This is a genomic window from Limnohabitans sp., from assembly GCF_044361645.1.
Classification (GTDB): Bacteria; Pseudomonadota; Gammaproteobacteria; order Burkholderiales; family Burkholderiaceae_C; genus Limnohabitans_A.
The window spans coordinates 1-20912 of the sequence record NZ_JBIKIL010000065.1 but is presented as its reverse complement, the minus strand read 5'-3'; the positions used below and the strand labels follow the sequence as shown (position 1 = coordinate 20912).

The window sequence follows — 20912 nt, the reverse complement described above, 5'->3', positions numbered from 1 at the left end:
ACCCGCCGTTAAGCGCGTACGCACAGTCGCCGCGCCAGCTGCAGCAGCTGACGGTCAATAAGGAGTAATTACATGCTGCAACCTGCTCGCAGAAAGTTCCGCAAGGAACAGAAGGGCCGCAACACCGGCATCGCTACCCGTGGCAACACGGTGGCGTTTGGTGACTTCGGCCTCAAATCCACAGACCGTGGCCGTTTGACGGCCCGCCAGATCGAAGCCGCACGGCGTGCGATTTCCCGTCACGTCAAGCGTGGCGGCCGCATCTGGATTCGCGTGTTCCCTGACAAGCCGATTTCCACCAAGCCTGCTGAGGTGCGTATGGGTAACGGCAAAGGCAATCCCGAGTACTACGTGGCCGAGATCCAACCCGGTAAGGTGCTCTACGAAATCGTAGGCGTGCCCGAAGAGTTGGCCCGTGAAGCCTTCAAATTGGCCGCTGCCAAGCTGCCCTTGCGCACCACTTTTGTGGCCCGCATGATTGGCCAATGATTCAGGAGAAACAAGAAATGAATGCTGCTGAATTGCGCCAAAAAGACGTTGCCGGTGTGAAAGACGAGATCAAAGCGCTGCAAAAAGCCCACTTTGGTCTGCGGATGCAAAAAGCCACGCAACAACTCGGCAATACTGGAACATTGAGTGAAACCCGTCGCTCGATTGCCCGTGCCAAAACCATACTTGCTCAAAAGCAAGCCGCCAAGTAAGGAGTGACCATGACGGAAGCTAAAACATCCCTCAAGCGCACCTTGATTGGCAAGGTGGTCAGCGACAAGCGCGCCAAAACTGTGACCGTGCTGGTGGAGCGTCGTGTCAAACACGCGCTTTACGGCAAGATCGTGGGCAAGTCGAGCAAGTACCACGCACACGATGAGACCGGTGAATTTCACCTGGGCGACACCATCGAGATCACGGAAAGCCGCCCGATCTCCAAAACCAAAAACTGGGTGGCCACTCGCTTGGTACAAAAAGCTGCTGCTGTTTGAGCCCTTGCGGTCAAGCTCAGCAAATTTAGCCAAAACGACCCACAATCGTGGGTCGTTTTTTTTATACTGGCACCACATCGCCATTTCAACAACAGGAGCACCCCATGATCAAAGTCGGAGACAAGTTGCCAGCTGCCACGCTGATGGAATACATTGAGGTTGAAGGCAATGGCTGCAGCATCGGCCCGAACGCCGTTGACGTTGCCAAAGCCACAGCAGGCAAAACCATTGCATTGTTTGCCTTGCCAGGCGCATTCACACCGACCTGCTCGGTCAAGCACGTGCCAGGTTATGTGGAAAACCACGAGGCACTCAAGACAGCCGGTGTTGATGAAATCTGGTGTGTCAGCGTTAACGATGCATTTGTCATGGGCGCCTGGGCGCGTGAACTCAAGACGGGCAGCACGGTGCGGATGTTGGGCGATGGCAGTGCCGATTTCAGCAAAGCCACTGGCTTGACCTTGGATTTGAACGCGCGCGGCATGGGGTTGCGCAGCAACCGCTATTCCATGCTGGTCAAAGACGGCGTGGTCGTGGCCTTGAACGTCGAAGCACCCGGCAAATTCGAAGTCAGTGATGCCAACACTTTGTTGGCGCAGGCCAAGGCATAAGGCCGAGCACGACGGCAGTCAAAAAAAGGGACCTTGGGTCCCTTTTTTTTATCCACTGGTGCGGCCAAAAGTACGGCAGCTGAAATCAGCCGATATCGACTTTGAGGTAATGCGCACCAGCAATGGGGTTGTGGTAGTAGGGTGGAATATCGACAAAGCCCAAATCTTCGTAAAGTGCGCGGGCCGCTTCCATGTCATCCAAAGTGTCAAGCAACACGCAGCGGTAGTCCGCAGCCCGAGCGGCATCGAGAATACGTTCGGTGAGCAAGCGCCCAAGACCCAAGCCGCGAAAATGGGGGCGAACGTAAAGCCGTTTCATCTCGGCGGCATTGGCGTAATCGCTGGCATCGAGCGGTCGCAAAGCGCAGCATCCTGCCAACGCCCCATCCACATACGCCAGCAGCAAAGCGCCGCGCGGATCGGTGTACTCGCCAGGCAAATCGGCCAATTCATGGGCAAAGTCTTGGAAGCACAAATCGACCTGAAGGCTGGCCGCGTATTCGGAAAATATGACCCGTGTGGCCGCCAAGTCGGCGGCACCGCTTGCGAGTCGTACAAGCACAACGGGGGAATCAGGTGATGGGTTCAAAGTGCTCTTCCTCCGCAGATGCACAGTGTAAAGGTGTGGTCAAGCACCCAATGACAGAAGGCCATCAACGGCCAAGGCCGACAAGGCCAAAATCAGCAAAGCCAAAAGGCGATGACGCCATTGGTCGCGGGAGGCGGGCACGGGTTCAGGCAAGTTTTTGTTGCCGTGCAGCATGGCGGGCAACAAGGGTGGGTGTTTCTTGAAAGCGTGCCAGAGCAGGGCCAGAATGTGCATGAGCACCAAGCCAATGATGATCAACTTGCCCCAGTTTTTGTGCCAAGAGGTGGCCCATGACACCCAGCTGCCGGAGACCAGGGCCGTCAAAGGCCCAGCATTGGCGATCTCATCGTCACTGATCAAACCTGTAGACACTTGAAACAAAAGAAAAAACAGCATGGCGACAACCGACCAGCTGCCCAGGGGGTTGTGCCCGGCCTGAGGGTGAGCGGTGGAGCGCGAGAGCAGGTAGGCCAGCGCATGTCGTGGGTGCAAAGGCAAACTGGACCAACGCGACCAATGCCCACCCGCTAAGCCCCAGGCCAACCTGAAAAGTACCAAGCTGAGGACAACATACCCCAAGCGGAAATGCCAAACCATGGCGTTGCCGCCGACATTGCCCGTGATGACCAAGCCAATCACGCAACAAGCCAAGACCCAATGGAACAAACGGGTGGGCAGATCCCAAATGCGAACGGTGAACATGGGTGCTTTCTTGTAGGCGAATTGTGAAAAATATGCGAGACTGGTACAAGGATAAATCTTTTCAACCCTTGGATTTTGATGTGAGTCAAGCATGAAATACACAACGCGTTTTGCCAGTGCTTTGTTGCTGTTGGCGATGGGTCTGCCCGCACAGGCGCAATTTGCCAAACCGGAAGATGCCATCAAATACCGCAAGGCCAGTTTCACCGTCATGGCTGCCCATTTTGGACGATTGGGTGCCATGGCCAATGGCCGTGCGCCCTACGATGCTATGGCGGCAGCCAGCAATGCCGATGTCGTAGCCGCCATGTCCAAGCTGCCATGGGCAGCATTTGGTGAAGGCACCGACAAAGGCGATACCCGCGCCAAGCCGGAAATCTGGAAAGAAGCCGACAAGTACAAAGAAGCGGCTGACAAAATGCAAGCCGAAATCGTGAAGCTCAACACCGCGGCCAAAGCGGGCAACATCGACGCCCTGAAGGCGGCATTCGGTCCTGCAGCTGCCACGTGCAAAGCCTGCCACGACAACTTCCGCAAGGACTGAAAGCAGCGCAGGCCAGCAACTGACATGCGCAGTTCAACCGGGTCAGAGCGACCCGGTTGCTGGTCAAGCTGAGGCTTTATCGGGATTCGGCGAGCAGCTTGTCGATCAGCTGGTGCAGTTCGTCAAAGTCGGGCGTACCCACAATGCGCTTGACGATTTTCCCCTGCTTGTTCACCAAAAATGTGGTGGGCGTCAGCTGCACATCACCCCATGCACGGGCAACAGCACCGGTGTTGTCAATCGCCACTTTGAATGGCAGTTGCCGAGATTGAGCGAAATGGACAACGTAGCTGGGGGGGTCATAACGCATGGCCACGGCCACCGTGTCATAACCACGGTCCTTGAACTTGTTGTAGGTGGCGACCAAGTCAGGCATTTCGGCCACGCAAGAGGTGCAACTGGTGGCCCAGAAATTGACCAAAGATACTTTTCCTTGCAATTGCTGCGTGCTCAGGGTGCTGCCGTCAAGCAAAACGAAGGAAGATTCAGGCGCAGGCTCAGCCGCACACCCCCACAGGGCCAGCAGCAAACCGAGCACGCAAGCCCCATTCAACACACGACGGCCTACAGGCTGCAGATTCAAGGTGGTCATGAAATGTATCCTCATCGCAGGCAGTTTAATGCGTTCACCATGTCATCGGGCATCTTGGCCATTGTGCCCGCGCATGCCTTCAGCTTGGCAGATTTGAGCGCTGGAGATGCCTCGCAAGGCTTGAAACTGGCCTTGGAAAAAGGGGCCAGTGCCGCCATCAGTTTGCTCGGCGTGGAGGGCGGCTTCATGGGCAATGACAAAGTGCGCATAGGCTTGCCGGATGCCTTGAACAAAGGCGCGAGAATGCTCAAAACGATGGGCATGGGCCGGCAACTCGATGCCTTGACCTTGCAAATGAACCGTGCCGCCGAACAGGCGGTGCCCATGGCTCAAAAGGCTTTGATGCAGTCAATACAGAGCATGTCGGTGCAAGACGCCAAGGGCATTTTGAAGGGAGGCGATACAGCGGTCACCCAATTTTTTGTAGACCAGACGCGCGCGCCATTGAGTGCGCAATTCTCGCCTCAGGTCAAACAGGTGCTGGGTCAATTGGGCGTGGTGGCGCAGTTCAATGCGGTGGCGGGCAAATTGTCCGGCATGGGCCTGGTATCGAAAGACAAAGCGCTGTTGGAAAACCACGTCACCGGTAAAACACTGGATGGGCTGTATTACATGATCGGTGAAGAAGAAAAAAAGATCCGTCAAAACCCGGCGCAAGCGGGCAGTGCCTTGCTCAACAAAGTGTTTGGCGCTTTGCGCTGAGTGTGCCGCCGTGTCTAGGGCAGCTAAAAAGGCTTCAAAGCAAAGACAACAAGTGTTGGATCAAGCCATCCGGGTCGCTGACCATGGGGTCATGGCCGGTGCGCATCTCCCGCACTTGTGAGCCCGGCAGCCAAGCACCATCCCAAAATTTGGGGTCCACCATGCGCAGGCGGCTGACATCGATGGTGCCCAAAGGCGGCGAGCTGCAGTTGATGAAGGTGCGCGGCACGCTGGCCACCCGTTGCGGATCAAAGTCGAGCACTTGGGTGTAAGGACCGCCCGGGTGAGGGGTTTGACGTCTTTGCACCCAAGCATGGTCGGCATCGCTCAGACCAAAAACCGAAGGGTCGGGCGCGGGAAATGCGTGCAAGGGATGGGCTTGCGCTGCAGCGATGCGGGTGTTTCGGGTAGCGCTGGCGTGGGTGCTGCTCCAGCTTTCGCCGGGTTTGGGCAGTACCGCGTCCAGATAGACCAGGTGGCGCAAGCGCTCGGGCCTGCGGTCGGCCACGGCGGTGCCCAACATGCCAGCGTACGAATGCACCACCAGAACCACTTCTTCCATTTCTTCGGCATCCATGGCGGCCATCACGTCCGTGATGTGACTTTCCAAACCAATGCTGGGGTGAAGCAGGTGGGCACGCTCACCCACCCCGGTCAGGGTGACGGCATGGGCGCGGTGCCCGGCCCCCATCAGGTCTGGCAACACACGCTGCCAGCACCAGGCCCCGTGCCAAGCCCCGTGAACCAGCAAAAAGTTGGCCATCAAATCACCCCTTTGCCGCGTAAAGGCCCCAGTTGTTCAGCGTTCCAGCCCAGCACTTCGGTCAAAACTTCGAGGGTGTGCTGCCCCAGCATCGGTGGCGGTAAGTCCTGGCGGACAGGCGTGCGGCTCATTTTGATCGGACTGGCCACCAGCTTTAAATCGGGCTTGATGGGGTGCTGCCAATCTTGCACCATGCCACGGGCTTGTATATGGGGGTCCGCAAAGACTTCGCTCAAGGTGTTGATGGCACCACAGGGCACTTTGGCGGCTTCGAGGGCCGCCAGCCAGTCGGCCTTGCTGCGGGTTTTGAGGATGCTCTCCAGCAGGGGCACCAGGATGCCACGGTGGCGGACGCGTTGGGTGTTTTGGGCGAAGCGCGGGTCCTGCGCCAGCTCGGTGCAGCCCGACACGGCGCAGAACTTGGCAAATTGCCCATCGTTGCCGACAGCCAAGATCAAGTGGTCCCGGCTGCCCGGGGCGGCGCCATGCGGCGCCATGACCTCAAACACTTGGTAGGGCACGATGTTTTGGTGTGCGTTGCCAGCGCGGCCCGGTGTTTTGCCACTGACCAAGTAATTGGAGCCCAAATTGGCGAGCATGGCGACCTGAGTGTCCAACAGGGCCATGTCCACTTGCTGGCCTTGGCCAGTGCGTTCAACATGGCGAAGCGCCGCCAAGATCGCGACGGTGGCGTACATGCCGGTGAACAGGTCGGCCACGGCCACCCCCACTTTTTGCGGGCCTCCGCCCAAGTCATCGCGCTCGCCTGTCACACTCATCAGGCCGCCCATGCCTTGTACGGCATAGTCGTAGCCAGCGCGTTCGCTGTAGGGTCCGGTTTGACCAAACCCGGTCACGCTGCAGTACACCAGTTTGGGGTTCAGGGCGCACAGGCTGGCGTAGTCTAGGCCGTAACGGGCCATGTCGCCCACTTTGAAGTTTTCAACAAAGACGTCGCAATGCTTGACCAGTTCCCGGATCAGGGCTTGGCCTTCGGGCTGTGCGATGTCGCAGGTCACCGATCGCTTGTTGCGGTTGGTGCCTAAGTAATAGGCCGCTTCGGCAGTGTCTTGGCCTTGCGCGTCTTGCAAAAAAGGCGGACCCCAAGCGCGGGTGTCGTCGCCCGTACCGGGGCGTTCAATCTTGATGACATCGGCCCCCAAGTCGGCCAGAGTCTGGGTGCACCAAGGGCCCGCCAAAACGCGGGAAAGGTCAAGAACGCGGATGCCATCGAGTGAATTCATGGCGCACATTGTCGCCAAAACCCGACATGTCCGCTGATCACGATAATCAGCCCATGAAACTTCATTTCCCAGCCCTGCTGGTCAGTTTGACCGCCGTTTTGACATTGAGCGCTTGCAGCCCTGAACAAAACTGGCGTGACGTGAGTTTGCAGGACAGCGGGCTGAAACTCCAATTGCCCTGCAAACCCGATCGCACCACCCGCCAAGTGAGCTTGGGCAACATGCCGCTGGATTTGCAGGTGGTCGGATGCGAAAGCGGAACGGCGATCGTGGCGCTGATGAGTGCGGCCTTGCCCTCAGGCGCAGATGCCAGTGCTGTGATGCTTTTGTGGCAAAAAGCCACCTTAGACAATGCGCGCGTTGTGCAACCACTGGCCGTGGGCCAAACACAGGCTTGGCACCGGCCCGGCCAATTGCCGCTGAGTGCGTCGGTGCGGGTGCAGTCTGCGGGACAGCGGGCCAACGGCGAACCCGTGAGAATGGACGCTGTGTGGGGGGCTGTGGCGCAGGGCGACCGGGTGCGGCTTGTCCATGCCGTGGTGTACGACCGACAAATGGCCCCCGAATTGGCCAATACATTGTTTGAAAGCATCCGGCCATGAGCGCTGCCAGTTTGAACGCGGTCACTTTGGCCCATCCCGATCATTTGCCGCGCCGCATGGCGGTGGTGGTGTTTCTCGCTTTTGCACTGGCGTATTTCTTTTCGGCTTTGGTGCGGGCCATCACGGCCACTTTGTCACCCACCTTAACCACCGAGTTCGATTTGAGCGCGCAAGATCTGGGTCTGTTGGCGGGGGGGTATTTTTTGGGATTTTCCCTCACCCAACTGCCCTTAGGCCGTTGGCTGGACAAGCACGGTCCTAAAAAAGTCATCTTGGCTTTTTTGACATTGGCGGTGTTGGGCTGCTTGGCCTTTGCATGGGCCGACAGCTTTGAGGGGTTGTTGGCGGCGCGTGTGCTGTGCGGCATGGGCGTGAGTGCTTGCCTCATGGCGCCACTCACCGGTTACCGCCGCTGGTTTGAGGCCAGCACCCAACTGCGCACCAACTCTTGGATGCTGATGACCGGCTCCTTGGGCATGCTGGCCGCCACCTTGCCGGTGCAGTGGCTCATGCCCATTTGGGGCTGGCGCGCGCTGTTTGTCATGTTGGGGGTGATGATTGCCATCACCATGCTTTTGCTGGCCCTGTTGGTGCCGGTCTGGCAAAAAGCCTCTGCGACGCTGGATGCGCCTGCAATCCCAAGCAAGGACGACGGCAGTTACCGCGAAATCTGGCGCAGCGCTTACTTCTGGCGCATGTCGCCGATCGGTTTTTTCAGCTACGGCGGCATGGTGGCCATCCAAACCCTGTGGGCAGGCCCATGGATGACCCAAGTGGCCGGCTGGACGGCCGCGAAAGCTGCGTCTGGGCTGTTCTTGATCAACCTGGCCATGTTGGTGACCTTTTGGCTGTGGGGCTTGATCACGCCTGGCTTGGCGCGCCGAGGTATCCCGGTGGAGCGCTTGATCGCATGGGGTTTGCCGCTGAGCTTTGGCGTCGTGGCCGCATTGGTTTGGCTCGGGCCCGAGGTGGGTGCGGGTGCAGCGGTGGGCGTGGCCTTGCTGTGCATGACCAGCAGTTTTGTGGCCTTGGCCCAACCGGCCGTGGGCATGGCGTTCCCCTCGCATTTGGCGGGGCGCGCCTTGTCGGCTTACAACTTGGTGGTGTTCGCGGGCATTTTTGTCGTGCAGTGGGGCATAGGCCTGTTGGTTGACGCTGGGCGTGGACTGGGTCTGGCCAATGCGCAGGCTTACCAAGTGGCGCTGGCCTGTTTTGGTTTGACTTCGGTGGCCTCTTGGGTCTTTTTCATGGTGAAAAAGCCATTGCAGAGCCGATAATCGAGCTCCACCATGATTGGCATTCTCATCATCGCCCACGCTCCACTGGCCACTGCTTTGCGCGGTTGCGCCATGCACGTTTTTCCAGATTGTGCTGCTGGCGTGTTGGCACTGGATGTGCTGCCCCAAGACACACCCGAAGACAGTCTGGCGCGCGCACGCCAAGCGATGGCTGCATTGGGCACGACCGATGTATTGTTGCTCAGCGACGTGTTCGGCGCCACACCTTGCAACGTGGCTCAACTGTTGGGCAACGGGCACAACACGCGTTTGGTGGCAGGTGTCAATTTGCCGATGCTGCTGCGCAGCGTGTGTTACCGGCATGAAAGCCTAGAGGCCTTGGCCGCACGCGCGCAAGCAGGTGGCATGCAGGGCGTGATGCCTGTGGGCAGCACCGCCCCACAAAACCAAACCGGACAAAGACATGCCCCAAGTCACCGTGAGCATCAGCAATAAATTGGGTTTGCATGCCCGCGCGTCAGCCAAGCTGAGCAAATTGGCAGGCAGCTTCCCTTGCGAAGTTTGGATGCGCAAAAGCGAGCGGCGCATCAATGCCAAAAGCATCATGGGCGTGATGATGCTTGCGGCTGGACTGGGCAGTGAGGTGGTGCTCGAGACGCTGGGTGAGCGAGAAGATGAAGCCTTGGCGGCGCTGTTGGCCCTGATCGACGACAAGTTTGGTGAAGGCGAGTAAGCCATGACGTTCAGCATCCATGGCTTGGCGGTGGCGCGTGGCATCGCCATCGGGCGCGCCGTTTTGGTGGCCTCCAGCCGGGCCGATGTGGCGCATTACTTTGTGCAGCCAGACCAAGTGCACAGCGAAATCAAGCGCCTGCGCGTGGCCCGCAATGCGGTGGTCAGTGAGCTGCAACGTCTGCAACAAGACATGCCCCAAGATGCCCCCCACGAGTTGGCGGCCTTGTTGGACGTGCACCTGATGTTGCTGCAAGACGAGGAGCTGACCGCGGGTGTGGTGCATTGGATCACCACGCGCTTGTACAACGCCGAGTGGGCTTTGACCAGCCAACTTGACATCATCGTGCGCCAATTTGATGAAATGCAAGACCCCTACTTGCGTGAACGCAAGGCCGATATGGAGCAAGTGGGCGAAAGGGTGCTGCATTGCCTCAAGGGGACCGGCCCTTTGCTGGCGCAAGCCAAGCGGCCGCAGCGCCCGCAGCAAGAGCTGCAGTTGGGTGACACCGATGTGCCGCTGGTGCTGGTGGCGCACGACTTGTCGCCCGCCGACATGCTGCAGTTCAAGCAAAGTGTGTTCACCGGTTTTGTCACCGATGTGGGTGGCAAGACCTCGCACACCGCCATCGTGGCGCGCAGCTTGGACATCCCGGCGGTGGTGGGCGCACGCACGGCCAGCCAGTTGGTCAAGCAAGACGATTGGGTCATCATCGACGGTGACGCGGGTGTGGTCATCGTCGACCCCACGCCCATCGTTTTGGCCGACTACGGCTTCAAGCAACGCCAGGGTGATTTGGAGCGCGAACGCTTGGGACGCTTGCGCCATACGCCCTGCATCACACTTGATGGCCAAAAAATCGAGTTGCTGGCCAACATCGAGATGCCCGAAGACACCGGCCCTGCACTCGTGGCCGGTGCGCTGGGTGTGGGCCTGTTTCGCAGTGAGTTTTTGTTCATGGGCCGCCAAGGCCAGTTGCCTGACGAGCAAGAGCAGTACCAAGCTTACCGACGCGCCGTAGACGGCATGAAGGGCTTGCCCGTGACCATCCGCACCGTCGATGTCGGGGCCGATAAGCCGCTTGATGAGAGCCGTCACGAAGCCTCACACCTGAACACAGCCTTGGGTTTGCGCGCGATCCGATGGTGCTTGGCCGATCCGGTCATGTTTTTGACACAGTTGCGCGCGATTTTGCGAGCGGCGGCGCATGGTCAGGTCAACTTGCTGATCCCCATGCTGGCGCACCACAGCGAAATTCGCCAAACACTGGCCTTGATCACACAGGCCCGCCAAGAGTTGGACCGCCGCGGCGTAGCCCATGGCCCGGTGCGTTTGGGCGCCATGGTCGAAATTCCGGCGGCAGCTTTGTCGCTGCGCTTGTTCCTCAAGTACTTTGACTTTTTGTCCATCGGCACCAACGACCTGATCCAGTACACCTTGGCGATCGACCGGGCCGATGAGTCGGTCGCGCACCTGTACGACCCGCTTCACCCGGCGGTGTTGCGCCTGATCGCTGACACCATTGCCGAGTGTCACCGACAAGGCAAAAGCGTCTCGGTGTGCGGCGAGATGGCCGGTGATGTGGCCATGACGCGTTTGCTGCTCGGACTGGGGCTGCGCAGCTTTTCCATGCACCCTTCGCAAATCTTGTCGGTCAAGCAACAGGTGCTGCGCTCAGACACCAGCAAATTGACCCCTTGGGCCCAAAGGGTGCTGGACAGCGAGGACCCGGCCGCATGCCTGAGTCTTTGAGCTGATCCTGGCGGCCTCTGGGCAAGTTCGATGGCGAATTCAAAAGGGCGAATGCAAATGGGCGATTTCAAGTGGGTTTGAGTTTGTCCTGCGTGCGCGTATCGAAATCGCTGGCATCGTGGCGCTCGTGCAACTGAGACGCGGGCGCACCCATCACCCGGTTGACCATGCGCCCCCGTTGCACGGCAGGGCGTTGCGCCAGCGCTTCGGCCCAACGCTGCACATGGGTGTATTCGTGCACTTGTAAAAACTCAGCGGCTTCGTACAGCAGACCTTTGGCCAATGCGCCGTACCAAGGCCAAATGGCGATGTCGGCGATGGTGTAGTCGTCGCCCGCAATGAAGCGGCTCTGGGCCAAACGCTGATTGAGCACGTCCATCTCGCGTTTGACCTCCATGGCAAAGCGGTCGATGGCGTATTCAATCTTGGTGGGGGCATAGGCGTAAAAATGACCAAAACCGCCACCCAGGTAAGGGGCACTTCCCATTTGCCAAAACAACCATGACAGGCATTCAGCGCGCTGAGCAGGTTGGGTGGGCACCAAGGCACCAAACTTTTCGGCCAAATAAAGCAAGATCGCACCGGATTCAAAAACCCGCACGGGCTGTTCGCCGCTGCAATCGAGCAGTGCGGGGATCTTGGAGTTGGGGTTGAGGCCCACAAAGCCACTGCCAAATTGTTGGCCCTCTTGGATGCGGATCAACCAAGCGTCGTATTCGGCACCCGTGTGCCCCAAGGCCAACAATTCTTCCAGCATGACGGTGACCTTGACGCCGTTGGGTGTGCCCAAGGAGTACAGCTGCAGCGGGTGCTTGCCGCGCGGCAAATCTTGTTCGTGCGTGGCCCCCGAGACAGGCCGGTTGATGTTGGCGAATTGCCCGCCATTGGCCTGTTTCCAGGTCCACACAGAGGGCGGGGTGTAAGTGCTGGCGTCGGTCATGGTGTTGAAGTTCCAAGTGGGCTTGATCAAGAAAAGGGGTTTCAGGCCTGGGTGGCCAATTTCAAGTGCGCCGAGTGCGCTTGCTGGTCAGCGTGGTAACTGCTGCGCACCATCGCGCCCACGGCGGCATGCGAGAAGCCCATTTCGTAAGCCTTGGCCTCAAACATCTTGAAGGTGTCGGGGTGCACATAGCGGCGCACCGGCAAGTGGCTGTTGCTGGGGGCCAGGTACTGGCCAATGGTCAGCATGTCGATGTGGTGCGCGCGCATGTCACGCATCACCGCCAAGATTTCTTCATCGGTTTCGCCCAAGCCCACCATCAGGCCGCTCTTGGTGGGCACATGGGGAAACAAGGCCTTGAATTTTTTCAGCAAGTTCAGCGAGAACAAGTAGTCCGAGCCGGGACGCGCTTCCTTGTACAGGCGCGGCACGGTTTCCATGTTGTGGTTCATCACATCCGGTGGGGCGGCTTTCAATATCTCCAAGGCCCGGTCATCGCGGCCCCGAAAATCAGGCACCAGCACCTCGATCTGGGTTTGCGGTGACAGTTTGCGTGTCTTGCGAATGCATTCCACAAAGTGGCCCGCGCCGCCATCACGCAGGTCGTCACGGTCCACACTGGTGATGACCACGTATTGCAGCCGCAGTTGGGCAATGGTTTTGGCCAGGTTGTCGGGCTCGTTCGCATCCAGCGGGTCGGGTCGGCCATGGCCCACATCGCAAAAAGGGCAACGGCGGGTGCATTTGTCGCCCATGATCATGAAAGTAGCCGTGCCCTTGCCAAAGCATTCGCCGATATTGGGACAGCTGGCTTCCTCGCACACGGTGACCAGTTTGTTGGCCCGCAGCACGTCCTTGATCTCGTAAAAGCGGGTGGTAGGTGAGCCCGCCTTGACACGAATCCAGTCGGGCTTTTTCAGCACCTCGCCTGGCACCACCTTGACCGGGATGCGTGAGAGTTTGGCCGCTGCCTTTTGCTTGGCCATGGGGTCGTGGTTTTCAAGGCTTTGAACCTCGCGGACCACTTGGCGCTCAATGGGGGTGTTGCTCATGGGGTTCTTTCGCTCTGCAAGGTGGCGCTGCGGCATGTCTGTGTGAATGGCTTGGGGGCTCGCCGGGGTTTCAAAGGCGAACGGCCAGCTCGGCGGCCAGCACTTGCGCGGCTTCTTCCCAAGTGGTCTCTACACCGATTGTAAAAAGGTCTACGGTTTTTAACCCGGCATGGCCACAGGGGTTGATACGCTCAAAGGGTTGAAGGTCCATGGCCACGTTCAGGGCCGCGCCGTGGTAAGTGCAATGGCGGCTGACCTTGATGCCTAAAGCGCTGATCTTGCCCAAGCCCTTGAACGGGTCGCTGGCCAAGGCCGGGCCCACCAGTGCAGCATGGCTGAAAGGGTCATCAAGGCGCACGTAAATGCCCGGTGCGCCCGCCACGCGGTGGCCGGTGACGCCAAAGTGGGCCAAGGTGCGGATGATCGACTCCTCGAGCTTGAAGACATATTCCTTCACGTAGTAACCGGCGCGCTGCAGATTGACCAAGGGGTAGGCCATGACCTGCCCAGGGCCATGAAAAGTGACTTGCCCGCCCCGGTTGGTCTGCACCACTGGAATGTCGCCCGGCATCAGGAGATGCGCGGCTTGACCCGCCAGCCCTTGGGTGAAAACGGGGGGGTGCTCGCACAGCCAAAGCTCATTCGGAGTGTCTGCTGTCCGAGCGGCCGTGAAGGCCTGCATGGCCTCGTAGGTGGGCAGGTAATCCACCCGCCCGAGCAGCTGGATGTCCATGCTCAAAGCACAATTTTGACCATGGGGTGCGAGGTCAGTGCGCGGTACAGGCCGTCGAGTTGTTCGCGGCTGGTGGCCGTGATGCTGAGCGTCACGCCCAGGTACTTGCCGCCTTTGCTGGGCCGCAGCTCGATGCCAGAGGGGTCAAAGCCAGGGTCAAAGTCCAAGGCGACTTGGCACATGGCTTGCGCAAAACCATCGACCATGGCCCCCATGACCTTGATGGGAAAGACCGAGGGGTACTCGATCAGGCTGTCTTTGTGCAGGCCGTTGCCAGTAGGCGGGGTGGTGGAGGCGCTCATGAAAAATCCCAGTTGACTGACAAGCTTAACGCCAGACGACCACGGCCAACACCGCCAGCCAACCCAGCACAAAATTGGTCACCACCAAGGGGTGAATTTGTCCCATGGCCAGACCTGCTGCTGGCCAGTCGGCGAGCGCCACAGAAGCCTTTAGTCGGCGAAACGGCCCAAACCAAATGTACGCAAAGATCAAGCACATCAAGACACCCAGCCCCGACATGGCGTGCCAACCTCGGGGGGTAAGCTTTATGTCGGTCATGGACAGCATCCACAAGCCCGACGCCAAAATCAGAGCGACCGAAACCCAGACCATGTTGAAAAAGCGCGACAAGACGTCCGCCATCAGGTTCAAGCGTTCTGGTGGTGCCATCTGGGCAATGACCACGGGGCGGAGCGCCAAAATGACCAAAGCCATGCCACCTATCCAAACGATGGCGGCGGCAAGGTGGAAAAATTTAATCCATTCGTACATAAAAAACCGATTGATTGCGCGTGGATAAAAGAAATTCTCAGCCAACGTGATAAGTTATTGTGGCCGCAGGGACTGCGCTTGGCTTTCGAAAGGTCAAAAAATTGATGCAAATAAATCGAGCACACAAGGGTTTCTAGGTATAATTTTGAGCTCTGTGGTCGTCGTCTGATCTGTAACCTGATTGTAATTTGAGATGGTCAAAATTGCATCATCGCAAAACAATCCGCAAGTTAAAGAAGGTGTTGTCGAGGTCTCGGATGATGAATTCAAGACTTTGACTGCTGAAGAGGCGGCGGCTTGGAGGTTAAGCCATCCTCAAGCCTCGCCATGGCATGTCTTATTCCTGCAAATAGGCATAGGCGCTTTGATGGTGGTTTTGACCGGGTTGTTGACCCGAGAATTCCACTTGGCCGCATCGGTGGCTTGGGGTTGTGTATCGGTGGTGATCCCTTCTGTGGTTTTCATCAGGGCTTTGAGCAGACAAATGCGACAAATTCAGCCAAGAGCTGTTTTGATGGGTTTGTTTTTTTGGGAGTTGGTCAAGATCATCTTGACCGTAGCATTGCTCTTGGTGGCGCCAAAAGTGATTTCGAATTTAAGCTGGCTCGCCCTGGTGGCCGGCTTTGTGGTGACGATCAAGGTGTATTGGCTGGCCATGGCGCTGGGCTACATGCAGCAGAAGTCGAAACCGACTCTTTTTTGAACTGATTGGTGATTTATGGCTGATGAAAACGCTGGCGCGCACGCCCCAACGGCTGGAGAGTACATCCAGCATCACTTGCAGCACCTTCAAATGAACTTTTCGTTTGAAGGTGTTAAGCAAACAAGCATTGTGGATTTCAGCTTGTTCAACCTTGATACGCTTGTTTTTTCTGTGCTTTTGGGTTTTATTGGTTGCTTTACCTTGTGGTTGGCTGCACGCAAAGCCACATCGGGTGTGCCGGGGCGCTTTCAGGCGGCTGTTGAGTTGTTGTCTGAAATGGTCGAAAACCAAGCCAAAGGGGTGATTCACAACGCCAATAGCCGTAAATTGATTGCACCGCTGGCACTGACGGTTTTTGTTTGGATTTTCTTGATGAACGCCATGGACATGTTGCCGGTGGACTTGCTCCCCGGTGCTTGGCATGCAGTGGGCCCATCTTTGGGTTTTAAAGATTACATGCGCGTGGTTCCAACTGCTGATTTGTCTGCCACTTTGGGTTTGTCATGTTCCGTCTTGTTGATTTGTTTGTTTTACAACATCAAAATTAAGGGATTTGGCGGCTGGGTGCATGAGCTCATTTCGGCACCCTTTGGTGACCATTGGGCGCTGTACCCGATCAATTTCTTGATGCAGATGATTGAGTATTTGGCCAAGACGGTCTCGCATGGCATGCGACTGTTTGGCAACATGTTTGCGGGTGAGTTGGTGTTCATGTTGATTGCCCTTATGGGCGGTGGCTGGGCATTGTCAGCAACTGGTGTGGGTTTGGCCATTGGCCACATCCTTGGCGGTACCGTATGGACTTTGTTCCATATCTTGGTGATCACCTTGCAAGCTTTCATCTTTATGATGTTGACGCTGGTCTACACAGGCCAAGCGCACGACGCGCATTGATGACAATTTTCCCTTTGTTTTTTCTTTCTTTTTCCACTCATCTTTAGGAGCTTCACATGGAAAACACTCTCGGCCTGGTGGCATTGGCTTGTGGTTTGATCGTTGGTTTGGGCGCTTTGGGTGCCTCTATTGGCATTGGCATGATGGGTGGCAAATTCCTCGAATCCGGTGCACGTCAGCCTGAATTGATGAACGAATTGCAGACCAAAATGTTTTTGTTGGCGGGTTTGATTGACGCCGCCTTCTTGATCGGTGTGGCCATTGCGTTGTTGTTCGCTTTTGCCAATCCCTTCGTGAAGTGATGCACGCACCTCTTCCATTAGAAGAAGGATCTGACCGTGAATATTAACGCTACGCTGTTCATTCAGATGATCGTTTTTGCGATTTTGGTGTGGTTCACGATGAAATTCGTGTGGCCCCCGATCACAAAAGCGCTCGACGAACGGGCACAGAAAATCGCTGACGGCCTCGCTGCCGCAGACAAAGCCAAAGCTGAACTCAGCAACGCCAACTCGCGCGTGGAGTCCGAATTGGCCAAGTCGCGCAACGAGTCCGCATCGCGTTTGGCCGATGCCGAGCGCCGTGCAAATGGCATTGTTGAAGAAGCCAAAGTACGCGCCACCGAAGAAGCCAACAAGATCATCATTGCTGCAAAAGTCGAGGCCGAGCAGCAAGCTGTCAAAGTGCGCGAAAGTCTGCGAGAGCAGGTTGCCGCTTTGGCGGTCAAGGGTGCCGAGCAGATTCTCCGAAAGGAAGTCAACGCCGGTGTCCATGCTGATCTGCTGAGCCGCCTTAAGACCGAGCTGTAAAAGCTTTAGCCAGAGAACACCATGGCAGAACTTGCTACCATCGCCCGCCCTTATGCCGAAGCGCTTTTCAAAGCGCAAGCATCCGATCTTGCTGGCACAGCCGTTTGGCTGGATGAACTGGCTGCTTTTGCCAACAATGCGCAATTGCAGCAGTACATTGACAGCCCCAAAGTGTCCGATGAGCAGGCGTTTGAGCTGATCTCTGGCGTGCTGCGCACAGCACTGCCTCAGGCTGGCAAAAACTTCTTGCAGCTGGTGATCCACAACCGCCGTCTCAGTGCGCTGCCTGTGGTGGCACAGCAGTACCGAGCACTCATGAATGCGCAAGGTGGCACCGCAGATGCGGTGGTCTACAGCGCGTTCCCCATCGACGCTTCGGCTTTGGCCGATTTGTCGTCCACGCTCGAAAAACGCTTTGCGCGCAAGCTCAACGTGAGCGTCGAGCTTGATGCCACCTTGATCGGTGGCATCCGCGTGGTGGTGGGCGACGAGGTGCTTGACACCTCCGTCAAGGCCCAACTGGAACAAATGAAATCGGCCCTCACCGCTTGATGCGGATGGGGACCGGACATATTTAAAGAAAGAAGGAAAGAGTCATGCAACTCAATTCCGCAGAAATTTCTGAACTGATCAAGAGCAAGATCGAAGGCCTGTCTGCCAGCGCCGATATCCGCAACCAGGGCACCGTGGTGTCCGTGACCGACGGTATTGTTCGCGTGCACGGCCTGTCCGATGTGATGCAGGGCGAAATGCTTGAGTTTCCCTCCACAGCCGATGGCATCGCCACCTATGGTTTGGCGTTGAACCTTGAGCGTGATTCGGTGGGTACCGTGATTTTGGGTGAATACGAGCACATCTCCGAAGGCGATACGGTCAAGTGCACCGGCCGTATTCTGGAAGTGCCGGTGGGTCCTGAACTGATCGGCCGCGTGGTCAACGCTTTGGGTCAACCGATTGACGGCAAAGGCCCGATCAACGCCAAAATGACCGACGTGATCGAGAAAGTCGCCCCCGGCGTGATCGCCCGTAAATCAGTCGACCAGCCGATGCAAACTGGCCTGAAGTCGATCGACTCCATGGTGCCCGTGGGCCGTGGTCAGCGCGAACTGATCATTGGTGACCGTCAGACCGGCAAAACCGCTGTCGCGATCGACGCCATCATCAACCAAAAAGGTCAGAACATGACCTGCGTTTATGTTGCGATTGGCCAAAAAGCCTCGTCGATCAAAAACGTGGTGCGTGCTCTGGAACAAGCGGGCGCAATGGACTACACCATCGTAGTGGCCGCTTCCGCTTCTGAGTCCGCTGCCATGCAGTACGTCTCGGCCTACTCGGGCTGCACCATGGGCGAGTATTTCCGTGACCGCGGCGAAGACGCTTTGATCGTTTATGACGACCTGTCCAAGCAAGCCGTGGCCTACCGTCAAGTGTCGCTGCTGTTGCGCCGCCCACCCGGCCGCGAAGCCTACCCTGGCGACGTGTTCTATTTGCACAGCCGCTTGCTCGAGCGCGCAGCCCGCGTGAATGCCGACTACGTCGAAGCCTTCACCAAAGGCGCGGTCAAAGGCAAAACCGGCTCCTTGACGGCCTTGCCCATCATTGAGACCCAAGCGGGTGACGTGTCTGCTTTCGTGCCTACCAACGTGATTTCGATCACCGACGGTCAGATCTTCTTGGAAACTTCCTTGTTCAACGCCGGCATCCGCCCTGCGATCAACGCCGGTATTTCGGTGTCGCGCGTCGGCAGCTCGGCTCAAACCAAGATCATCAAAGGCCAGTCCGGCGGTATCCGTACCGACTTGGCCCAGTACCGTGAATTGGCGGCTTTTGCGCAGTTCGCTTCCGATCTGGACGAGTCCACACGCAAGCAACTGGACCGCGGTGCCCGCGTGACCGAGTTGCTCAAGCAAGCCCAGTACAGCCCGCTGTCCATCAGCCTGATGGGTGCCAGCTTGTTTGCGGTGAACAAAGGCTTCATGGACGACATCGATGTCAAGAAGGTCTTGGCTTTTGAGCACGGCTTGCACGCTTACCTCAAAGACTCGTGTGCAGCATTGTTGGCCAAAATTGAAAGCTCTAAAGCTTTGGACAAAGAGGCGGAAGCCGAATTGCACTCTGCCGTGGCCGCTTTCAAGAAAAGCTTTGCTTAATTTCCACCTGATCAAAAGGAGCCTCTGATGGCATCGGGCAAGGAACTACGCACCAAGATCAAATCGGTGGAAAACACCAAGAAGATCACCAAGGCCATGGAGATGATTTCCGTCTCCAAAATGCGCAAGGCGCAGGAGCGTATGCGCACGGCCCGCCCTTACAGCGAGAAGATTCGCACTATTGCGACGCATCTCGGACAGGCCAATCCGGAATACGTGCACCCCTTCATGAAGGCCAACGACGGCAAGTCGGTGGGCTTCATTGTGGTGACCACGGACAAAGGCTTGTGCGGTGGCTTGAACACCAACTTGTTGCGCGCGGTGACCGTCCAGTTGCGTGAGACACAGTCAGCGGGCAAGACGCCGGTGGCCGTGGCCGTTGGCGGCAAGGGTTTGGGTTTCCTGAACCGCGTCAATGCCAAAGTGCTGGCGCATGTGACACATTTGGGTGACAAACCCCACCTGGAGAAGCTGATCGGGCCCGTCAAGGTGCTGCTGGATGCTTATGCCGCGGGTGAGGTGAGTGCCGTGTACCTCTGCTACAACAAGTTTGTCAGCACCATGGCGCAAGTGCCAACCATCGACCAGTTGCTGCCACTGTCTTCATCCAAGATGGCGTCAGAAACCAAGGCCGCAGGGGCTGTAGCGCATGGCTGGGACTACATCTATGAGCCCGATGCCCAGACGGTCATTGACGAATTGCTGGTCCGTTATGCAGAAGCCTTGGCCTACCAAGCAGTGGCTGAAAACATGGCCTCCGAGCATGCCGCCCGTATGGTGGCCATGAAGGCCGCAACAGACAACGCTGGCAATGTGATTGGTGAGCTCAAACTCATCTACAACAAGACCCGTCAAGCCGCCATCACCAAAGAACTGTCGGAAATCGTCTCTGGCGCAGCCGCGATCAGCGGTTGATTCCCAGTTCAGCTAATTCAAATTATTTGGAGCGAAAAATGCAAGCCCAAGGAAAAATTGTTCAATGTATTGGCGCTGTGGTCGACGTGGAATTTCCACGAAACCAGATGCCCAAGATTTATGACGCACTCAAGATGGACGGCTCCGCGCTGACCCTTGAAGTGCAGCAGCAACTCGGTGATGGCATCGTGCGCACCATTGCGCTCGGCTCTTCCGACGGTTTGCGTCGTGGTCTGATGGTGTCCAACACGGGCAAAGCGATCACCGTGCCCGTTGGCAAAGCCACACTGGGCCGCATCATGGACGTGCTGGGTGCGCCCATCGACGAACGTGGCCCTGTGAGCCAAGAGCTGACAGCCTCCATTCACCGCAAAGCCCCTGCTTACGACGAACTGAGCCCTTCACAAGAACTGCTGGAAACCGGCATCAAGGTGATTGACCTGGTTTGCCCGTTCGCCAAAGGCGGCAAGGTCGGCTTGTTCGGTGGTGCCGGTGTGGGCAAGACCGTGAACATGATGGAATTGATCAACAACATCGCCAAGGCGCACAGCGGCTTGTCCGTGTTCGCCGGTGTGGGTGAGCGTACCCGTGAAGGCAACGACTTCTACCACGAGATGGCCGATTCCGGTGTGGTGAACCTCGAGAACCTCCCTGAGTCCAAAGTCGCCATGGTCTACGGTCAGATGAACGAGCCACCAGGCAACCGTTTGCGCGTCGCCTTGACCGGTCTGACCATTGCCGAATCCTTCCGCGACGAAGGCAAAGACGTGTTGTTCTTCGTGGACAACATCTACCGCTACACCTTGGCCGGTACCGAAGTCTCCGCCTTGTTGGGCCGTATGCCTTCTGCTGTGGGCTACCAGCCTACATTGGCCGAAGAAATGGGCCGT

Annotated in this window: 29 protein-coding genes; 19 read left to right on the top strand and 10 right to left on the bottom strand. The window is 57.5% G+C overall.

The features are described from left to right. Positions 1–72: 72 nt before the first annotated feature. The 4 genes from rplP (at position 73) to ACIQ39_RS11435 (ending at position 1591) form a co-directional block, all read left to right on the top strand. Positions 73–489: a 50S ribosomal protein L16 gene (rplP, locus tag ACIQ39_RS11450; RefSeq protein WP_108428163.1), complete on the top strand. Its 417-nt coding sequence runs from the start codon at positions 73–75 to the stop codon at positions 487–489. A gap of 17 nt (positions 490–506) precedes the next feature. Then, complete coding sequence (gene rpmC, locus ACIQ39_RS11445; protein WP_100172796.1) at positions 507–701, top strand: 50S ribosomal protein L29; 195 nt, start codon at positions 507–509, stop codon at positions 699–701. A gap of 9 nt (positions 702–710) precedes the next feature. After that, the gene (gene rpsQ / locus ACIQ39_RS11440; RefSeq protein ID WP_396434730.1) at positions 711–980 is read left to right on the top strand and encodes a 30S ribosomal protein S17; all 270 of its coding nucleotides are present in this window, start codon (positions 711–713) and stop codon (positions 978–980) included. A gap of 104 nt (positions 981–1084) precedes the next feature. After that, positions 1085–1591, top strand: a complete 507-nt coding sequence (locus tag ACIQ39_RS11435) for a peroxiredoxin (RefSeq protein ID WP_396434729.1) — start codon at positions 1085–1087, stop codon at positions 1589–1591. Positions 1592–1676: 85 nt separating this feature from the next. Here ACIQ39_RS11435 and ACIQ39_RS11430 read toward each other — a convergent pair whose 3' ends face one another. Then, on the bottom strand, positions 1677–2153 hold the full coding sequence (locus ACIQ39_RS11430; RefSeq protein WP_396434728.1) for a GNAT family N-acetyltransferase: 477 nt from the start codon (positions 2151–2153) through the stop codon (positions 1677–1679). A 66-nt stretch (positions 2154–2219) separates the two neighbouring features. Then, entirely contained in the window at positions 2220–2882 is a 663-nt protein-coding gene (locus tag ACIQ39_RS11425) for a cytochrome b/b6 domain-containing protein (RefSeq protein WP_396434727.1), read from the bottom strand. 91 nt (positions 2883–2973) lie between these two features. On the opposite strand from ACIQ39_RS11425, the gene ACIQ39_RS11420 reads away from it, so the two are divergent. After that, positions 2974–3426 (top strand): c-type cytochrome, encoded by a 453-nt coding sequence (locus tag ACIQ39_RS11420; RefSeq protein ID WP_396434726.1) that lies wholly within the window; start codon positions 2974–2976, stop codon positions 3424–3426. A gap of 76 nt (positions 3427–3502) precedes the next feature. Here ACIQ39_RS11420 and ACIQ39_RS11415 read toward each other — a convergent pair whose 3' ends face one another. Next, positions 3503–4018 carry a TlpA family protein disulfide reductase gene (locus tag ACIQ39_RS11415; RefSeq protein WP_396434725.1) on the bottom strand — a complete coding sequence of 172 codons (516 nt, stop codon included), beginning with the start codon at positions 4016–4018 and terminating at the stop codon, positions 3503–3505. A 39-nt stretch (positions 4019–4057) separates the two neighbouring features. On the opposite strand from ACIQ39_RS11415, the gene ACIQ39_RS11410 reads away from it, so the two are divergent. Continuing rightward, entirely contained in the window at positions 4058–4720 is a 663-nt protein-coding gene (locus tag ACIQ39_RS11410) for a DUF4197 domain-containing protein (protein WP_396434724.1), read from the top strand. A gap of 34 nt (positions 4721–4754) precedes the next feature. Here the strand turns inward: ACIQ39_RS11410 and ACIQ39_RS11405 are convergent, their stop codons facing one another. Both ACIQ39_RS11405 and ACIQ39_RS11400 read right to left on the bottom strand, forming a co-directional pair. Beyond that, the gene (locus ACIQ39_RS11405) at positions 4755–5483 is read right to left on the bottom strand and encodes an alpha/beta fold hydrolase (protein WP_396434723.1); all 729 of its coding nucleotides are present in this window, start codon (positions 5481–5483) and stop codon (positions 4755–4757) included. After that, positions 5483–6727, bottom strand: a complete 1245-nt coding sequence (locus ACIQ39_RS11400) for a CaiB/BaiF CoA transferase family protein (RefSeq protein WP_396434722.1) — start codon at positions 6725–6727, stop codon at positions 5483–5485. Before ACIQ39_RS11400 ends, ACIQ39_RS11405 begins: the two co-directional genes overlap by 1 nt. 53 nt (positions 6728–6780) lie before the next feature. Between ACIQ39_RS11400 and ACIQ39_RS11395 the strand changes: the two genes are divergently transcribed. Genes ACIQ39_RS11395 through ptsP form a run of 5 tightly spaced genes read left to right on the top strand, consistent with a single transcriptional unit; the run spans position 6781 to position 11052 of the window. After that, the gene (locus ACIQ39_RS11395) at positions 6781–7329 is read left to right on the top strand and encodes a hypothetical protein (RefSeq protein ID WP_396434721.1); all 549 of its coding nucleotides are present in this window, start codon (positions 6781–6783) and stop codon (positions 7327–7329) included. Further along, positions 7326–8606 carry an MFS transporter gene (locus tag ACIQ39_RS11390; protein ID WP_396434720.1) on the top strand — a complete coding sequence of 427 codons (1281 nt, stop codon included), beginning with the start codon at positions 7326–7328 and terminating at the stop codon, positions 8604–8606. The genes ACIQ39_RS11395 and ACIQ39_RS11390 overlap by 4 nt, the downstream gene beginning before the upstream one ends. A gap of 12 nt (positions 8607–8618) precedes the next feature. Beyond that, a complete protein-coding gene (locus ACIQ39_RS11385) occupies positions 8619–9062 on the top strand; it encodes a PTS sugar transporter subunit IIA (RefSeq protein WP_396434719.1) in 444 nt (147 codons plus the stop codon). Next, positions 9031–9300 (top strand): HPr family phosphocarrier protein, encoded by a 270-nt coding sequence (locus ACIQ39_RS11380; RefSeq protein WP_396434718.1) that lies wholly within the window; start codon positions 9031–9033, stop codon positions 9298–9300. Before ACIQ39_RS11385 ends, ACIQ39_RS11380 begins: the two co-directional genes overlap by 32 nt. A gap of 3 nt (positions 9301–9303) precedes the next feature. Further along, the gene (gene ptsP, locus ACIQ39_RS11375; protein ID WP_396434717.1) at positions 9304–11052 is read left to right on the top strand and encodes a phosphoenolpyruvate--protein phosphotransferase; all 1749 of its coding nucleotides are present in this window, start codon (positions 9304–9306) and stop codon (positions 11050–11052) included. Positions 11053–11119: 67 nt separating this feature from the next. On the opposite strand, the gene yghU is transcribed toward ptsP, so the two are convergent. From yghU to ACIQ39_RS11350, 5 genes are all read right to left on the bottom strand, one after another. Next, positions 11120–11992, bottom strand: coding sequence for a glutathione-dependent disulfide-bond oxidoreductase (yghU, locus tag ACIQ39_RS11370; RefSeq protein WP_396434716.1), 873 nt, complete (start codon positions 11990–11992; stop codon positions 11120–11122). A 41-nt stretch (positions 11993–12033) separates the two neighbouring features. After that, on the bottom strand, positions 12034–13044 hold the full coding sequence (gene lipA / locus ACIQ39_RS11365) for a lipoyl synthase (protein ID WP_396434715.1): 1011 nt from the start codon (positions 13042–13044) through the stop codon (positions 12034–12036). 70 nt (positions 13045–13114) lie between these two features. Next, positions 13115–13777, bottom strand: coding sequence for a lipoyl(octanoyl) transferase LipB (gene lipB / locus ACIQ39_RS11360; RefSeq protein ID WP_396434714.1), 663 nt, complete (start codon positions 13775–13777; stop codon positions 13115–13117). A gap of 2 nt (positions 13778–13779) precedes the next feature. Further along, entirely contained in the window at positions 13780–14079 is a 300-nt protein-coding gene (locus ACIQ39_RS11355; protein ID WP_396434713.1) for a YbeD family protein, read from the bottom strand. 25 nt (positions 14080–14104) lie between these two features. Beyond that, positions 14105–14551, bottom strand: coding sequence for a CopD family protein (locus tag ACIQ39_RS11350; protein ID WP_396434712.1), 447 nt, complete (start codon positions 14549–14551; stop codon positions 14105–14107). A 193-nt stretch (positions 14552–14744) separates the two neighbouring features. Here ACIQ39_RS11350 and ACIQ39_RS11345 point away from each other — a divergent pair, with 193 nt between their 5' ends. From ACIQ39_RS11345 to atpD, 8 genes are all read left to right on the top strand, one after another. Next, complete coding sequence (locus ACIQ39_RS11345) at positions 14745–15254, top strand: ATP synthase subunit I (protein WP_396434711.1); 510 nt, start codon at positions 14745–14747, stop codon at positions 15252–15254. Between the two features lie 15 nt (positions 15255–15269). Then, the gene (gene atpB / locus ACIQ39_RS11340) at positions 15270–16148 is read left to right on the top strand and encodes a F0F1 ATP synthase subunit A (RefSeq protein ID WP_396434710.1); all 879 of its coding nucleotides are present in this window, start codon (positions 15270–15272) and stop codon (positions 16146–16148) included. A gap of 56 nt (positions 16149–16204) precedes the next feature. Beyond that, positions 16205–16450: a F0F1 ATP synthase subunit C gene (gene atpE / locus ACIQ39_RS11335; protein ID WP_396434709.1), complete on the top strand. Its 246-nt coding sequence runs from the start codon at positions 16205–16207 to the stop codon at positions 16448–16450. A 36-nt stretch (positions 16451–16486) separates the two neighbouring features. Beyond that, on the top strand, positions 16487–16957 hold the full coding sequence (locus ACIQ39_RS11330; RefSeq protein WP_396434708.1) for a F0F1 ATP synthase subunit B: 471 nt from the start codon (positions 16487–16489) through the stop codon (positions 16955–16957). Between the two features lie 21 nt (positions 16958–16978). Continuing rightward, the gene (locus ACIQ39_RS11325) at positions 16979–17509 is read left to right on the top strand and encodes a F0F1 ATP synthase subunit delta (RefSeq protein WP_396434707.1); all 531 of its coding nucleotides are present in this window, start codon (positions 16979–16981) and stop codon (positions 17507–17509) included. 44 nt (positions 17510–17553) lie between these two features. Continuing rightward, positions 17554–19107, top strand: a complete 1554-nt coding sequence (atpA, locus tag ACIQ39_RS11320; protein ID WP_396434706.1) for a F0F1 ATP synthase subunit alpha — start codon at positions 17554–17556, stop codon at positions 19105–19107. A gap of 27 nt (positions 19108–19134) precedes the next feature. Beyond that, a complete protein-coding gene (atpG, locus tag ACIQ39_RS11315) occupies positions 19135–20022 on the top strand; it encodes a F0F1 ATP synthase subunit gamma (protein ID WP_396434705.1) in 888 nt (295 codons plus the stop codon). Positions 20023–20060: 38 nt separating this feature from the next. Further along, the coding region (gene atpD, locus ACIQ39_RS11310; protein ID WP_396434704.1) for a F0F1 ATP synthase subunit beta at positions 20061–20912 on the top strand (852 nt) is incomplete at its 3' end.